Below are 15,366 nucleotides of genomic sequence, written 5' to 3'. Positions count from 1 at the left end.
GTGCCAGAATCGACCTTGGCACTCGCTCCGGTCGAGTGCCAGCACAGACATTTCACGACGTCCGGGAGGGACGAGAAACACACATGGCCAAGATCATTGCTTTTGACGAAGAAGCCCGCCGCGGCCTCGAGCGTGGACTCAACACTCTGGCCGACGCGGTCAAGGTGACCCTCGGCCCGCGCGGCCGCAACGTCGTCCTCGAGAAGAAGTGGGGCGCTCCCACCATCACGAACGACGGCGTCTCCATCGCCAAGGAGATCGAGCTCGACGAGCCGTACGAGAAGATCGGCGCCGAGCTCGTCAAGGAGGTCGCCAAGAAGACCGACGACGTCGCCGGCGACGGAACCACCACCGCGACCGTCCTCGCTCAGGCGCTCGTCCGCGAGGGCCTGCGCAACGTCGCGGCCGGCGCCGACCCGATCAGCCTCAAGAAGGGCATCGAGAAGGCCGTCAAGGCCGTCACCGCCGAGCTCATCGCCGGCGCGAAGGCGATCGAGACCAAGGAGGAGATCGCGGCGACCGCCTCCATCTCCGCCGCGGACCCCGAGATCGGCGCGATCATCGCCGAGGCGATCGACAAGGTCGGCAAGGAGGGCGTCGTCACCGTCGAGGAGTCGAACACCTTCGGCACCGAGCTCGAGCTCACCGAGGGCATGCGCTTCGACAAGGGCTACCTGTCGCAGTACTTCGTGACCGACCCCGACCGTCAGGAGGCGGTGTTCGAGGACCCCTACATCCTCATCGTCAACTCCAAGGTCTCGAACATCAAGGACCTGCTCCCGGTCGTCGACAAGGTGATCCAGGCGGGCAAGCAGCTGCTGATCATCGCCGAGGACGTCGACGGCGAGGCGCTGGCGACCCTGGTCGTCAACAAGATCCGCGGCATCTTCAAGTCGGTCGCCGTCAAGGCCCCCGGCTTCGGCGACCGTCGCAAGGCGCAGCTCCAGGACATCGCGATCCTCACCGGCGGCCAGGTCATCTCCGAGGAGGTCGGCCTCAAGCTCGAGAACGTCACCCTCGACCTGCTCGGCTCGGCCCGCAAGGTCGTCATCACCAAGGACGAGACCACGATCGTCGAGGGTGCCGGCGACGCCGAGGCCATCGCCGGCCGCGTCGCGCAGATCCGCGGCGAGATCGAGAACACCGACAGCGACTACGACCGCGAGAAGCTCCAGGAGCGCCTCGCGAAGCTCGCCGGCGGCGTCGCGGTCATCAAGGCCGGAGCGGCGACCGAGGTCGAGCTCAAGGAGCGCAAGCACCGCATCGAGGACGCCGTCCGCAACGCGAAGGCCGCCGTCGAGGAGGGCATCGTCGCCGGTGGTGGCGTCGCCCTCATCCAGGCCGGCAAGCTCGCCTTCGAGAAGCTCGAGCTCGTCGGAGACGAGGCGACCGGCGCGAACATCGTCAAGGTCGCCATCGACGCCCCGCTCAAGCAGATCGCCCTCAACGCGGGCATGGAGCCCGGCGTCGTCGCTGCGAAGGTCCGCGAGCTGCCCACCGGACACGGCCTCAACGCCGCGACCGGCGAGTACGTCGACCTCATCGCCGCGGGCATCATCGACCCGGTCAAGGTCACGCGCTCCGCTCTGCAGAACGCGGCGTCGATCGCCGGTCTCTTCCTCACCACGGAGGCCGTCGTCGCCGACAAGCCCGAGAAGAACCCGGTCGCCGCGGGCGGCGACCCCACCGGAGGCATGGACTTCTAGTCCGTCCCCCCACCACGCAGAAGGCGGTTCCCCTCCGGGGGAGCCGCCTTCGGCGTTTCCGGAGGCATCTGAGCGAGCAGCAGGCGACCGAACCGGCAGGTGGTTCTGAATCCGCTCCGCGACCACAACGGCGGTCCTCCTGCGGTGGCACCGCACTCCGCGCCGCCTCGGTCTCCTCAGCGGACACCGGCACCAGAAGCGCGTGGGGTGCGCCGGTGCGGGTCGCGACGTACGGGGTCGGGGCGGAGATGTCGTCGGCCGAACGGATGCGGACGGCGACTCTGCAAGAGCCGGCGACGCGGCATCCGTCGAGCGTCGGGTGTCATCTCCAGCGGTCCGGGCGGGCTCGCCGCCCGTTGGTCCCCAAGAGGAGAGAGTGAGCCGTGCGCGGCCGTGCGCGGCCGTGCGGGCCGGGTGGGCGAGGTCACGGTCGCTCGGGCGGATCGATCTGTGCCGCTCGCGGACGTCGACGGGAGAGCTCGGACCGAAGGGGCCCCCGAGGAAGGACGGACCGCGGTGCGGATCAGACCGAGGCGGGGGAGGTCTCGCCGTTCTGGCCGACCGTGAGCAGCGGCAGCGCGACGCGGAAGGTCGCGCCTCCGCCCGGCGTCTCGACGACGTCCACGCGGCCCTTGTGCGCGGCGACGATCGAGGACACGATCGCCAGTCCGAGGCCGCTGCCGCCGGTCTCGCGGGTCCGCGACGTGTCCGCGCGCCAGAAGCGCTGGAAGATCTTCTCGCGGATCTGCGGCGGGATGCCCTCGCCGTGGTCGATGACCTCCAGCAGGGCGAGGCGGCGGGAGCGGTCGACGGCGACGCCGATCTCGATCGGAGTGTCCTCGGGCGTGTAGCGGACGGCGTTGCCGATCAGGTTCGTCAGGACCTGGCGGATCTTGTTCTCCTCCGCCATCACCATCGCGGGCACGCCCGGCTCCTCGGGGGCGGTGGCGGTGCCGGCGGCGATCTCCTCGGCGTTGACCCGGCGCGGACGCCGGCGGAATCGGGCGAGCCTCGCTCCTGCCGCGGCGATCGGGCCGGTGAGCCCGGGGTTCGTCAGCTCAATGGTCTGAGTGGCGGAGGCGCCGGCCTCGTCGGGCTCGAGCGCGGGCGTCTCCACGGGGGTGTCGTCGCGGGTCTCGACGCCGAAGTCGCGGTCGGGCCAGGAGGCCATCGCGTCCATCGCGGCGTCGCGGGCGAGCGGCATCAGATCGACGGGCGCGAGTGCGAGAGGCTTCGTCTCGTCGAGGCGGGCGAGCTCGAGGAGGTCCTCGACCAGGCCGCCCATCCGGATCGCCTCCTTCTCGATGCGCTCCATCGCCTGGCCGACGGCCTCGGGCGTCTGCAGAGCGCCCATCCGGTACAGCTCGGCGTAGCCGCGGACGGAGACCAGCGGGGTGCGCAGCTCGTGGCTGGCGTCGCCGACGAAGCGGCGCATCTGGTCGATCGTGCGGGCGCGGTCGCGGAAGGCGGAGTCGATCCGCCCGAGCATCGCGTTCAGGGAGCGGTTGAGGCGTCCGACCTCGGTGTTGGGTGTCGTGCCGTCCAGGCGCTGGCTGAAGTCGCCGTCGGCGATGGCGGCGGCGGTCTGCTCGACCTCGCGCAGCGGGGCGAAGGTGGTGGTGACCAGCAGGCGGGTGAGGAGTGCGCCGATCACGACGATCGCGACTCCGAAGCCGAGGAAGATCGTGAGGTACGTCGTCATGATGACGTCGACGCTGCGGGTCGACACCGCGAGCAGGAGCGTCTGGTACTCGGTGCCCCTCGTGAACACCGTCGACATGACGTGGTACTCGACCTTGCCGTTGGAGCTCCAGATCTCCATCGGCTTGTCGCCGCCCTGCAGCGCCTGCTCGAGGGTGAAGGTCTGCGGGAAGGCGGGGTCGGCCGCGCCGGACGCGTTCGTGTTGTCGAGCGTGCCGTACTGGTCGTAGACGGCGCCGAAATCGGCCTTGGACTCGTCGATCGCGGCCAAGTCGTTGACGGAGAGGTCGCTCGCCGTCCGCTGGACCTGGTCGGCCAGCTGCGCGTCGAGCTGGGCGACGAGCTGCGGCTTCAGCATCGTCATCGTCCCGATCCCGGAGACGAGGAGTCCCAGCGTGAGCAGGAGGACCGTGACCGCGGTGATCTTCGTGCGCAACGAGATGGAGTTCCACCGCTCGGCCAGACCCTGGTGCATGGCGGTGGAACTCCCTCGGGATCGGCGGGCGCCGCGCCTCCGGCGGGAGGTGGCGCCGAGGTGGCGGAGGCTAGGCCTTCGCGACCTTCAGCATGTATCCGAATCCTCGCTTGGTCTGGATGAGCGATTCCTCCGAATGCGTGTCGAGCTTACGTCGCAGGTACGAGATGTAGGACTCGACGATGCCCGCATCGCCGTTGAAGTCGTACTCCCACACGTGGTCGAGGATCTGCGCCTTGCTGAGCACCCGGTTCGGGTTGAGCATCAGGTAGCGGAGCAGCTTGAACTCGGTGGGGCTGAGCTCCACCGGCTCGTCGCCGACGAGGACCTCGTGCGTGTCCTGGTCCATGGTCAGCTCGCCGGCCCGGATGACCGCGTCCTCCTCGGCGTGCATGGTGCGGCGGAGGATCGCCTTGATGCGCGCGACGATCTCGTCGAGGCTGAACGGCTTCGTGACGTAGTCGTCACCGCCGACGGTGAGGCCCGTGATCTTGTCCTCGGTGTCGTCCTTCGCCGTGAGGAAGAGGATGGGGGAGGTGTACCCGGCCGAGCGGAGGCGCTTGGTCACGCCGAACCCGTTCATGTCGGGGAGCATCACGTCGAGGATGATCAGGTCCGGCTCCTCCTCGAGGACTGCCGAGATGGCCTGGGCCCCGTTGCCGACCGCACGCACGGCGAAGCCGGCGAAGCGGAGGCTCGTGGTGAGCAGGTCTCTGATGTTGGGCTCGTCGTCGACGATGAGAATGCGGGGTCCGTCCATGCAGGACAGTATCTGGCCGTCGGCTGCACGGAGTCTGGGAGTCGGTTGTCCAGGCGCTCGGTGCCGGCTCGGCGGCGGGGAACGCCTGACGAAAGGCGGTGCGGCAGGAGGAGACCGCGTCCGATCAGGACTGCGCGCGGCGGCGCCGGACCCCCACGATGAGCATCGCGATCATCATGAGGAACGCGATGGGCAGGCCCACCAGCGGCACGGCGAAGACGAACTGCCAGAACGGGCCGGCGTACTCGCGGATCCCGAGCGCGGGGGCGACCAGGATCGCGAGGAACGCGAGGACCGTCACGACGATGATCGCGATGAACATGTAGGCGAGCGTGCGCTCCGCGCGTCCGACGCCCGCCGGCTCCTGTGGCTTCACCCGTCAAGGATAGGGCGGCCCCGGTCGACTAAACTGATGGCTGCTTCATTTCCAGGAGGGGTCTGCATGCCTACCGGCAAGGTCAAGTTCTACGACGAGGAGAAGGGCTTCGGCTTCATCAGCACTGATGACGGCCAGGAGGTCTTCCTGCACGCTTCCGCGCTGCCCTCCGGGACCGCGGTCAAGGCCGGCACCCGCCTCGAGTTCGGCATCGCCGACGGCAAGCGCGGGGCGCAGGCGCTCTCGGCGCGCGTCCTCGACGCCCCGCCGAGCCTGGTGAAGCTCAACCGGAAGTCCGCGGACGACATGTCCGTGATCGTGGAGGACACGGTCAAGCTGCTCGACGGGATCGGCGCGGGGCTCAAGCGCGGCCGCTACCCCGACAAGGCGCACGGGCGCACGATCGCGGCGCTCCTGCGCCGGGTTGCGGACGAGCTGGATGCCTGACGCCGACGGCACGACCGACGAGCAGGGCCCGGTCGAGGAGACCGTCGCCGCTCCGACCACGGAGGACGCTCGCGTGGAGCAGTCCTCGGAAGAGGGTGACTCCGGCGCCGAGCCGGACGCGATTCCCGCCGATTCTGACTCCTCCGCTGAGGACGCGCGCGGAGCCGACGAGGAGATCGACGCTGACCAGGCGGCTCCTGTCGACGAGGCGCCCTCCGGCGAGGATGAGAGCGACGCTGCCCTCCCGGTGGCCGAGGCTTCTGCCGAGGACTCCGCCTCTGCGGAGGAGACTCTTCCGGCCGACGACGTCGCCGCGGAGGCGGGAGTCTCCGGCTCGGGCACGGCTTCTGCTGCAGTGCCGGCTCCTGCTGAGGACGCGGCCACTGCTGACGATGCGGTTCCTGCTGACGACGCGGGAACATCTGAGGACTCGGCTCCTGCTCAGGACATGGCTCCTGCTGACGACTCGGCTCCTGCTGAGGATGCGGCTCCTGCTGAGGATGCGGCTCCTGCTGAGGACGGGGCTCCTGCTGAGGATGCGACTTCTGCTGAGGATTCCGCCCCCGTCGCCGACGACCGTTCCGAGGCCGACGACGACGCTTCCCCGGGGGAGGCTGACGAGGCCGCCGCGGACGAGGCTCCCGAGCCCGTCTACGAGGCGGACGCCGTGCTCGCGGGGTCTCTCGATGTCGCTCGCGCCGCGCTCGCCGAGATCGCCCCCGAGGGGACGATCGGCGAGCTGGTCACGACTCTGGCGCAGGGCGAGCACGTCGTGTCGTTGCAGTTCGCGAACCTCATGCGCGGGTACCCGGGTTGGCTGTGGACGGCGACGCTGTCCCGGATCGACGAGACCGAGGACGTGAACGTCCTGGAGGTCGAGCTGCTGCCGGGCGAGGGCGCGGTCCTCGCTCCGGACTGGGTGCCGTGGTCCGTGCGTCTCGCCGACTACCAGACCGCGCAGGACGCGCTCGGCGAGGAGGTCGAGGACGCGGACGACGACGAGCTCGAGGACGCCGAGGAAGACGACCTCGACGACGAGTCGGACGACGACTCCGACGAGGACGAGGACGCGGGCGACGACGACGACTCGGAGGACGATTCCGACGACGACGACTCGGACGACGAGGACTCGGACGAGGACGACTCCGACGACCCGGACGACGACTCCGACGACGAGGACTCCGACGACGTCGAGCACGAGCCCGCTCCCGCCCCGACGACCCGTCGCCGTCGACGTCGCCGCTGATCCGGTCCGGCGCCGCCCGATGAGCATCGACTCCGACACCCGCATCGCTTATCCCGACGGCGCCGTGCGCTCCTCCGGGCGCGTGCAGCACGTGGGCCGGCTGGAGGGCGGCCGCTGGGCGGTCGTCCTCGATGCGACCTCCGCTCACCCCGTCGACCCGACCTGGCCCGACCAGGGGCCCGACCGCGGCGCGCTGGTCGTGGCGGGGGAGCGGCATCCCCTCATCGACTGCCGCATCGGGGCGTGGCAGGGCGGCGAGCTGCACGTCGGCGAGCGGCTCCCGGCGCGGCTCGGCACTCCGGAGTGGAGCTTCGTCGTCGTCCACATCGTCGACGACGCCTCCTCACTCCACGTGGACGACGAGGTCGACGTCGAGGTCGACGCGGACCACCGGCACGAGCTCTCCCGTGGGCACACCGCCTGCCACCTCGCCTCCCTCGCCCTCAACGCCGCTCTGGCCTCGTTCTGGTCGAAGCCGGCGCGCACCGACGCCCTGGGCAACCCGGACTTCGACCAGGCGGCGATCCAGACCTCGCGGATCCGCGAGTCCGGCTCCACCGACGTCTACCGCCTCGGCAAGTCCCTCCGACGCAGCGGGATGGACACCGCCCGCCTGCTGGCGGAGATCGTCGAGGTGCAGGAGCGGGTGAACGCCCTCCTCGCCGAGTGGATCGCCTCGGACGCGGAGGTGCGCATCGAGCGCGACGACGACCTCCTCAGCACGCGGCGGACATGGCGCTGCACCCTCCCCGCGGGGGACGCCGCGATCGCGTGCGGCGGCACCCACGTCGAGCGCCTCGGCGAGTTCACCGGCCTGCGCGTCCGTCTCGAGCCCGAGGCCGACGGCACCGGACTCCGGATGGAGACCGACGCGGTCTAGCGTCGGTTGCGGCTGTAGAACAGCCCGATCGTGCCGAGGACCAGTCCGATCACGACGGTCGACAGGACGACCGGCTCGATGACGGCTCCGACGGCCGTCGCCACGAGCACGGCCACGAGCGCGACCGCCCAGACGACGCACCCGACCAGCAGAGCCGTCGCGTCGTCGCTCGCGTAGGGCGGCGGCGCGGGCCGCCGCTCCTCCTCGCGCAGCCACAGCCGCATGGCGTGCCTCAGACCGCCAGGCGCTCGAGGACGTGGTCGATGCAGCCGAGCAGCGAGCGGACGTCGTCCGGCTCGATCGCGACGAACGTCGCCACGCGCAGCTGGTTGCGGCCGAGCTTGCGGTACGGCTCCGTGTCGACGATCCCGTTCGCGCGGAGGATCTTCGCGACGAGAGCGGCATCGACGGAGGCGTCGAAGTCGACGGTCGCGACGACCTGGGAGCGGTGCTCGGGCACCTCGACGAACGGGGTGGCGAGGCTCGAGGCCTCGGCCCAGTCGTAGATCGTGGAGGAGGACTCGGCCGTGCGCGCCGACGCCCAGGCCAGGCCGCCCGAGGCGTTCATCCACTCGAGCTGCGACTCCATCAGCAGGAGGGTCGAGAGCGCCGGAGTGTTCAGCGTCTGGTTCAGGCGCGAGTTGTCGACGGCGTTCTTGAGGCTCAGGAACTCGGGGATGTAGCGGCCGCTCGCCGCGATGCGCTCGATCCGCTCGATCGCGGCGGGGGAGAAGAGGCCGAACCAGAGTCCGCCGTCGGAGGCGAAGTTCTTCTGCGGGGCGAAGTAGTAGACGTCGGCCTCGGCGATGTCGACGTCGATGCCGCCCGCCGCGCTGGTGGCATCGATGACGGTGAGCGCGCCCTCGTCGCCGCGGACCCGGCGGACGGAGGCCATCACTCCGGTGCTCGTCTCGTTGTGGGGCCACGCGTACACGTCGATCCCCTCGACGACCTCGACCTCGCTCCGGGACCCCGCGGGGGCGGAGACGACGTGGGCCGGCTCGAGGAACGGCGCGGAGGCGGCGGCCGCGAACTTCTGGCCGAACTCGCCGAACGTGAGGTTCTCGGCGCGGCGCTCGATGAGGGAGAAGGCCGCGGCGTCCCAGAAGGCGGTCGAGCCGCCGTTGCCCAGCAGGACCTCGTAGCCCTCGGGGATGCGGAACAGCGTGGCGAGGTGCTCGCGCACGCGCCCGACGAGGTCCTTGACGGGCGCCTGGCGGTGCGAGGTCCCGAGGAGGTGCGCGCCCTGCGTCGCGAGATGGGCGAGCTGGTCGTGCCGCACCTTGGACGGGCCGCAGCCGAACCGTCCGTCGTGGGGGAGCAGCTCGCGAGGAATGGTGAGGTCCGGCATGCGTTAATACTAGGGTTCCCGGCCCGCACCCCTCCTCCGAGCGACGGAGGCCTGCGTCGCGCCGCAGCGCCGATGCTGCGTCGTGGCGACCACTAGGGTGGAGCGCGCCGAGACGGGAAGGCTGAGATGACGGATCTGATCGACACCACCGAGATGTACCTGCGCACCATCCTCGAGCTCGAGGAGGAGAACATCATCCCGCTGCGCGCGCGTATCTCGGAGCGGCTCAGCCACTCCGGGCCGACCGTGTCGCAGACCGTCGGTCGCATGGAGCGCGACGGCCTCGTCGTCGTCTCGGGCGACCGCCACCTCGAGCTCACCTCCGACGGCCGCCGCAAGGCGATCCACGTCATGCGCAAGCACCGCCTCGCCGAGCGGCTCCTCCACGACGTCATCAAGCTCGACTGGGAGTTCGTGCACGAGGAGGCCTGCCGCTGGGAGCACGTGATGAGCGAGCAGGTCGAGCGCCGCCTTCTCGAGATGCTCGACCACCCGACGGAGTCGCCCTACGGCAACCCGATCCCGGGCCTGGACGAGCTCGGCGACACCCCCGCCTCCCGCTTCGCCGACGGCGTCATCAGCCTGCCGCGCTTCGTCGCCGGGTCGAGCGAGCCCCGCCGCGGCGTCGTCCGTCGCCTCGGCGAGCCGGCGCAGGTCGATCCGGAGCTCCTCCTCCAGCTCAAGCAGGCCGGGGTCGTGCCCGGTGCCGAGGGCGAGTTCTCGGCCCTCAACGGCTACGTGCTCGCTCGCATCGACGGAGCCGAGGCGGGCATCGAGCTGCCCAACGAGGTCGCGGCGCACATCTTCCTCGTCGTCTGACCCCCGCCTCCCTGGGAGTGGCCCGTACGGTCCCTTACCGCATCCGGTGACCGGAGGCGAACGGGAGAGCGGTCTCTTCCCGCCGAGAAGGTGACAAATCGGTAACGGTCGCTTACGCTCTGTGGAGCCCTGCGGCCGAGCCTCGGTCTCAGGGCGCGGGATCCGACGCCCCCACACCCGTCTCGGATCCTGTGCACACCGATGCTTCGTGCATGAGACGGGACAGCTGCCTGGGCTGAGGGGACGTCGGAGGATCTCCCCCTTGCCCCAGAACCCCCTCACCCCGAACGAGGACGCCGGCTCACCCGACCGGTTCCGCTCCAACCACCCCGACCGCTCCGGCGACGCGAACTTCGAGAACCGGCCCCCGGTCATCCGCGCCCGGATCCACGGGGACGCACCCGTCTCCCGTCGCGCCGTTCCCGCAGCTCCTGCCCGCCGCGCGGACATCACCGACTTCGTGCCGTCGCCGGCCGGGACCCCGCGCAAGCGCCGGGGCCGTGTCGTCGGCAAGGTCGCGATGGTCGGCTTCGCCGGCGCGCTGGTCGCGACGATGGCGCTCCCCGCCTACGCCTTCACTCCGGGCAGCCAGGACGACGGCCTGTTCGCGGCGTCGCGAGCCGACCTCCTCCGCCAGGGCTCCGCGCAGACCGTCGCCGTCGACGGCGGAGTGGTGCAGGCCGCGATCGCCCGCGACGGCTTCTCGGCCGAGGCGGCGCCCCCGCCGCCCGCACCGGAGCCCGAGCCCGTCGTGGTGGCCGAGCCCGTCGTCGACACGAGCGACGTCGCGGAGGCGCGCGCCGAGACCGCCGAGGAGTTCAACTCCTACTCCGGCGCCTCGGCCAGCGAGATCGCGGCCGCCGCCCCGACCACCAGCTACAGCCTCTCGGCGGTGTTCGATACGGCGATGCAGTACCAGGGCGTGCCCTACGTCTTCGGTGGAGCCGACCCGAGCGGCTTCGACTGCTCCGGCTTCGTGATGTACGTCTTCGCCCAGTACGGCATCTCGATGCCGCACTCGGCTGCGGGCCAGGGCGCCATGGGCACCCCCGTCTCGCTCGCCGACGCGCAGCCCGGCGACCTCGTCATCATGGACGGCCACGACGGCTTCTACGCGGGCAACGGCAACATCCTGCACGCGCCGTACGAGGGCGCGAGCGTCCGCGTGCAGCCGCTGTGGACCTCCGACTACCGGATCGTGCGCATCAACGGCTGATCCGGTCGATCCGCTCGAGAGCCCGTCCCCTCCTGGAGGGGGCGGGCTCTCGTCGTCCCGCCGTGTGAACGCCGCGTGACGAATCCGGACCGACCCCTGGTGTTCCGGGCGTGAAGGGTTAACCTGAACCCCAGTCCGCTCGCGTGGCGAGCGGATCGATTCGTCGAGGGACGGAGTGCCGGGATGGCCGAGCGGAGCGGGCGCCACAGCGTGGGGCTGCGCGCGCGCGTGCGGCCGGCCGATTCGATACGCGCGCGGGTCCTCACCGCGGCGGTGCACTCCTCCGACACGCGGATACGACTCCACGTCATCGCGCGGCACTCCGCCGCGGCCTCGCAGGGCGCCGTCATCACGACGGCGCCCTTGCTCGTGGTCGCGGCGCCTTCGCGCGACGGCGTGCGACAGCACGGAGGTCACTGATGCGCACTCTGGTTCTCAACGCCGGCTACGAGCCGCTCGCGGTGGTGTCGTTCAAGCGGGCCCTGGTCCTGCTGATGACGGAGAAGGCGACCGTGATCGCCGCGGACGAGGGCAATCCGGTGCACAGCGCGCACGGCGACCACGTGCGGCCCTCGGTGATCGTGCTGACCCGGTACGTGCGCATCCCGAGCGGCCGCAGCGTGCCGGTGTCGCGCCGGGGCGTGCTCCGCCGGGACAACCACCGCTGCGGCTACTGCGGTCAGCACGCGGCGACGATCGACCACATCCAGCCCAAGTCGCGCGGGGGCCGGGACACGTGGGAGAACCTCGTCGCCTGCTGCCAGCGCTGCAACAACGTCAAGAGCGACCGCACCCCGCACGAGATGGGATGGCGTCTGCGCACCGTCCCCCGGATGCCGCGCGCCGGCTCCTGGCTCGTGCGCGGCGCGGAGCGGACGCAGCCCGACTGGGACGACTACCTGGCGCCCGCAGCCTGACGCTGCGGAGTCGGCATCGCCCCCGCGGATATCCGATGACGACGTTCCGCCGTTCGAGTGGACGCGGTGCGAGGGGCGGGCTCGGCAAGGCGGAGGAGGAAGCGATACCGGCGGTATCGCGCCTGACGACAACGCCGCTGAGGTCGTCCCTCGCGCCGCGTCATTCGTTGTCGTTGCCGGTGTTGGCGCTGGCGTTGCCGGGGCGCTCGCCGGCCCAGGTCCAGTTCGCGACCTCGGGGATGTCCTCGCCGTGCTCGCGGGTGTAGGCGCGGGCGCGGATGCGGGCGTCCTGCATCTCCTGGCGGAGACCGGCGGCGCGGGCGCCGAGGCCGGGGGTCCGGTCGATGACGTCGATCACCAGCGAGTAGCGGTCGAGGTCGTTGAGCATCACCATGTCGAACGGAGTGGTGGTGGTGCCGTTCTCCTTGTACCCGCGCACGTGCAGGTTGCCGTGGCCGGTCCGCTTGTAGGTCAGGCGGTGGATGAGCCACGGATAGCCGTGGTACGCGAACACGATCGGGCGGTCGGGGGTGAAGACCGCATCGAACTCGCGGTCGGAGAGGCCGTGCGGGTGCTCCGACTCCGACATCAGGCGCATCAGATCGACCACGTTGACCGTGCGGATCGCGAGGTCCGGCAGCTTCTCGCGGAGGATGCTCACCGCCGCGAGGGTCTCGAGGGTCGGCACGTCGCCCGCGCAGGCGAGCACGACGTCCGGGGACTCGCCCTGCCGCTCGCTGCTCGCCCACTCCAGGATGCCGAGGCCGCGCGTGCAGTGCGCGACCGCCTCCGCCATCGTGAGCCACTGGGGCGAGGGCTGCTTGCCGGCGACGACCACGTTGACGTAGTCCACGCTGCGGAGGCAGTGGTCGTAGGTCGAGAGGAGCGTGTTCGCGTCGAAGGGCAGGTAGACGCGCACGACCTCGGGCTTCTTGTTGACGACGTGGTCGATGAAGCCCGGGTCCTGGTGGCTGAAGCCGTTGTGGTCCTGGCGCCAGACGTGGCTCGAGAGCAGGTAGTTGAGGCTCGCGATCGGGCGGCGCCACTCGATGTCGCGGGTGCCGTCCAGCCACTTCGCGTGCTGGTTGAACATCGAGTCGATGATGTGGATGAACGCCTCATAGCAGGTGAAGAGCCCGTGGCGGCCGGTGAGCAGGTAGCCCTCCAGCCAGCCCTGGCACTGGTGCTCCGAGAGCACCTCCATGACCCGCCCGGCGCGAGCCAGGTGGTCGTCGAGGGGGCTGAGCTCGGCGTCCCACTGCTTGTCGGTGGCGGCGTAGACGGACTGCAGCCGGTTGCTCGCGACCTCGTCCGGCCCGAAGAGGCGGAAGTTGGTCGGGTTGGCGCGGATGACGTCGGCGAGCCATTCGCCGAGCACCTTCGTCGCCTCCGCGACGGTGCCACCCGGCTGCTCCACGACGACCTCGTAGCGGCGGAAGTCGGGTAGGTCGAGGGTCTGCCGCAGCAGCCCGCCGTTCGCGTGCGGGGTCGCGCTCATCCGCAGCTCGCCCTCGGGGGCCAGCGAGCGGACGCGGTCGACCACGCCGCCCTCCTCGGTGAAGAGCTCCTCGGGCCGGTAGGAGCGGAGCCAGTCCTCGAGGAGCCGAGTGTGCGCCTCGGTGTCGCGGGCGTTGGGCAGCGGGACCTGGTGCGAGCGGTAGGTGCCCTCCACCTGGACGCCGTCGATCTCGGTCGGGCAGGTCCAGCCCTTCGGGGTCTTCAGCACGATCATCGGCCAGGCCGGGCGTGAGAGGTCGCCGGCGGCGGCGCGCTCCTTGATCGCCGCGATGCGGTCGAGCACCGTGTCCAGGACGTCGGCGAACCGCTCGTGCACGCGCATCGGGTCCTCGCCGTCGAAGCCGCCCTCGACAAGGAACGGCTCGTGGCCGTACCCGCGGAGGAGGCTGTCGAGCTCCTCCTGCGGGATGCGGGCGAGGACGGTCGGGTTCGCGATCTTCCAGCCGTTGAGGTGCAGGATCGGCAGGACGACGCCGTCGGTGAGCGGGTTCACGAACTTGTTGGAGTGCCAGCTGGTGGCGAGCGGGCCGGTCTCGGCCTCGCCGTCGCCGACGACCGCCGCGACCAGGAGGTCCGGGTTGTCGAAAGCCGCTCCGTACGCGTGGCTCAGCGCGTAGCCGAGCTCTCCGCCCTCGTGGATGCTGCCCGGGGTCTCGGGGGCGACGTGGCTGGGGATGCCCCCGGGGAAGCTGAACTGGCGGAAGAGGCGGCGCAGCCCCTCCTCCGACTCGTCGATGTGGGAGTAGATCTCGCTGTAGGTGCCGTCGAGGTAGGCGTTGGCGACCATGCCCGGTCCGCCGTGGCCGGGACCGGTGATGTAGAGGGTCGGCTGGCGGCGCTCGCGGATCGCGCGGTTCAGGTGCGCGTAGATCAGGTTGAGGCCGGGGGTGGTGCCCCAGTGGCCGAGCAGGCGGGGCTTGATGTCCTCCCGGCTCAACGGGGTCTTCAGGAGCGGGTTCGCGAGCAGGTAGATCTGCCCGACCGCGAGGTAGTTCGCGGCGCGCCACCAGGCGTCGACCGTGTCGAGAGTGTCCTGGGTCAGCTCGGCGTCGGGGGGTCGCGCGATCCAGCTGTGCTCGGGGACGGGCAGGAGAGACGGAGCGGGGGAGTCGGCCATGTGCCCACGCTGGCATCCGGACGCCCGGGGCGGAAGGGCCTTGCAGGCCCGGCTCCGGAGGGGGTCAGCCGCGCGGCGTCGCCCGGCGGAGGACCAGCGAGCCGACCGCCGTCAGGAGCGCGGCGGGGACGAGGAGCAGAGCGGCGGCTCCGGCGGTGCCCGCGCTCTCGAGGACGTCCACCACGACCGGCCGGCCGCCGGCGAGAGCGACGACGACGACCACCGCGAGTGCCGCCGCTCCGAGGACGAGGAGGAAGGCCGTCACTCCGCGCTCCCGCCAGCGGAGGAAGACCGCGCCCGCTGCTCCGCCGAGGGCGAAGGCGGTGAGGAGCGAGCAGAGCAGGACGACGAAGCGCTCGAGCCACGGGCCGTCGAGGGGAGAGGCGAGGAAGAGCGCGCCGCCCAGCCACCAGCCCCCGGTCGCCTCCTCGATCGCCCCGAGGGCCACGACGATCGCGGACCAGAGCACGGACAGTGCCGCGAAGGCGAGGGCGCTGCCGAGGACGTGGTCGCGCCGGGTCGCTCCGTAGCTCAGCGCCAGCCCGAAGGTGGCGGTCGTGGCCTGGATGGAGCCGATGAAGAGGAAGACGACGATCAGCATCCCCGGCCCCACGAGCAGGATGCCCGAGTCGCCGCCGCCCCGCTCGGCCCCGATCCCGCGGAGGACGAGCCACCAGATCACGAGGTTGCCGGCGAGGACGGCGAGCAGGACGAGCAGCGGCCAGCCGAGGACCGTCCCGGGGTGGGCGAGGTGGAGCCTCAGAACGGAGAGGATCCTCCGCGGGGAGGCGGAGCGGCGGGCGGGGGCGGTCATGGTCGGTCCTCTCGGATCGGGGG

14 protein-coding genes are annotated in these 15,366 nt (G+C 70.9%); 7 read left to right on the top strand and 7 right to left on the bottom strand.

Annotation, left to right across the window (positions count from 1 at the left end):
- Positions 1-83 precede the first annotated feature (83 nt).
- Positions 84-1,706 (top strand): chaperonin GroEL, encoded by a 1,623-nt coding sequence (gene groL / locus C5C57_RS02175; protein ID WP_104224600.1) that lies wholly within the window; start codon positions 84-86, stop codon positions 1,704-1,706.
- A 523-nt stretch (positions 1,707-2,229) separates the two neighbouring features.
- Here groL and C5C57_RS02170 read toward each other — a convergent pair.
- From C5C57_RS02170 to C5C57_RS02160, 3 genes are all read right to left on the bottom strand, one after another.
- Entirely contained in the window at positions 2,230-3,882 is a 1,653-nt protein-coding gene (locus C5C57_RS02170) for a HAMP domain-containing sensor histidine kinase (protein WP_104247685.1), read from the bottom strand.
- Between the two features lie 70 nt (positions 3,883-3,952).
- Positions 3,953-4,642: a response regulator transcription factor gene (locus C5C57_RS02165; protein WP_055787731.1), complete on the bottom strand. Its 690-nt coding sequence runs from the start codon at positions 4,640-4,642 to the stop codon at positions 3,953-3,955.
- Between the two features lie 124 nt (positions 4,643-4,766).
- Entirely contained in the window at positions 4,767-5,018 is a 252-nt protein-coding gene (locus C5C57_RS02160) for a hypothetical protein (protein ID WP_244229474.1), read from the bottom strand.
- A 66-nt stretch (positions 5,019-5,084) separates the two neighbouring features.
- On the opposite strand from C5C57_RS02160, the gene C5C57_RS02155 reads away from it, so the two are divergent.
- Genes C5C57_RS02155 through C5C57_RS02145 form a run of 3 tightly spaced genes read left to right on the top strand, consistent with a single transcriptional unit; the run spans position 5,085 to position 7,591 of the window.
- On the top strand, positions 5,085-5,465 hold the full coding sequence (locus C5C57_RS02155) for a cold-shock protein (protein WP_104224602.1): 381 nt from the start codon (positions 5,085-5,087) through the stop codon (positions 5,463-5,465).
- Positions 5,458-6,711: a DUF3027 domain-containing protein gene (locus tag C5C57_RS18400; RefSeq protein ID WP_258072424.1), complete on the top strand. Its 1,254-nt coding sequence runs from the start codon at positions 5,458-5,460 to the stop codon at positions 6,709-6,711. The genes C5C57_RS02155 and C5C57_RS18400 overlap by 8 nt, the downstream gene beginning before the upstream one ends.
- Positions 6,712-6,730: 19 nt before the next feature.
- Positions 6,731-7,591, top strand: coding sequence for a metal-dependent hydrolase (locus C5C57_RS02145; protein ID WP_104297217.1), 861 nt, complete (start codon positions 6,731-6,733; stop codon positions 7,589-7,591).
- Here the strand turns inward: C5C57_RS02145 and C5C57_RS02140 are convergent.
- Together C5C57_RS02140 and serC are read right to left on the bottom strand one after the other, a co-directional pair.
- Complete coding sequence (locus C5C57_RS02140) at positions 7,588-7,815, bottom strand: DUF2530 domain-containing protein (RefSeq protein WP_104224604.1); 228 nt, start codon at positions 7,813-7,815, stop codon at positions 7,588-7,590. The two genes, C5C57_RS02145 and C5C57_RS02140, sit on opposite strands and share 4 nt — an antisense overlap.
- 8 nt (positions 7,816-7,823) lie before the next feature.
- Positions 7,824-8,942, bottom strand: a complete 1,119-nt coding sequence (gene serC, locus C5C57_RS02135; RefSeq protein ID WP_104247683.1) for a phosphoserine transaminase — start codon at positions 8,940-8,942, stop codon at positions 7,824-7,826.
- Positions 8,943-9,068: 126 nt separating this feature from the next.
- On the opposite strand from serC, the gene C5C57_RS02130 reads away from it, so the two are divergent.
- The 3 genes from C5C57_RS02130 (at position 9,069) to C5C57_RS02115 (ending at position 11,894) form a co-directional block, all read left to right on the top strand.
- Positions 9,069-9,761: a metal-dependent transcriptional regulator gene (locus tag C5C57_RS02130; RefSeq protein WP_104224606.1), complete on the top strand. Its 693-nt coding sequence runs from the start codon at positions 9,069-9,071 to the stop codon at positions 9,759-9,761.
- A gap of 262 nt (positions 9,762-10,023) precedes the next feature.
- Entirely contained in the window at positions 10,024-10,977 is a 954-nt protein-coding gene (locus C5C57_RS17910; RefSeq protein ID WP_258063262.1) for a C40 family peptidase, read from the top strand.
- Between the two features lie 419 nt (positions 10,978-11,396).
- Positions 11,397-11,894, top strand: coding sequence for an HNH endonuclease (locus C5C57_RS02115; protein ID WP_104224608.1), 498 nt, complete (start codon positions 11,397-11,399; stop codon positions 11,892-11,894).
- A gap of 160 nt (positions 11,895-12,054) precedes the next feature.
- Here C5C57_RS02115 and C5C57_RS02110 read toward each other — a convergent pair whose 3' ends face one another.
- Positions 12,055-14,529 carry a phosphoketolase gene (locus tag C5C57_RS02110; protein ID WP_104247680.1) on the bottom strand — a complete coding sequence of 825 codons (2,475 nt, stop codon included), beginning with the start codon at positions 14,527-14,529 and terminating at the stop codon, positions 12,055-12,057.
- A gap of 64 nt (positions 14,530-14,593) precedes the next feature.
- The gene (locus C5C57_RS02105) at positions 14,594-15,343 is read right to left on the bottom strand and encodes a hypothetical protein (RefSeq protein ID WP_104297216.1); all 750 of its coding nucleotides are present in this window, start codon (positions 15,341-15,343) and stop codon (positions 14,594-14,596) included.
- Between the last annotated feature and the right edge of the window lie 23 nt (positions 15,344-15,366).

Origin of the sequence: Rathayibacter sp. AY1C5 (assembly GCF_002931705.1) — a bacterium.
Classification (GTDB): Bacteria; Actinomycetota; Actinomycetes; order Actinomycetales; family Microbacteriaceae; genus Rathayibacter.
Note: the sequence above shows the minus strand (reverse complement) of the source record. Positions and strands in the feature narration are given on the sequence as shown.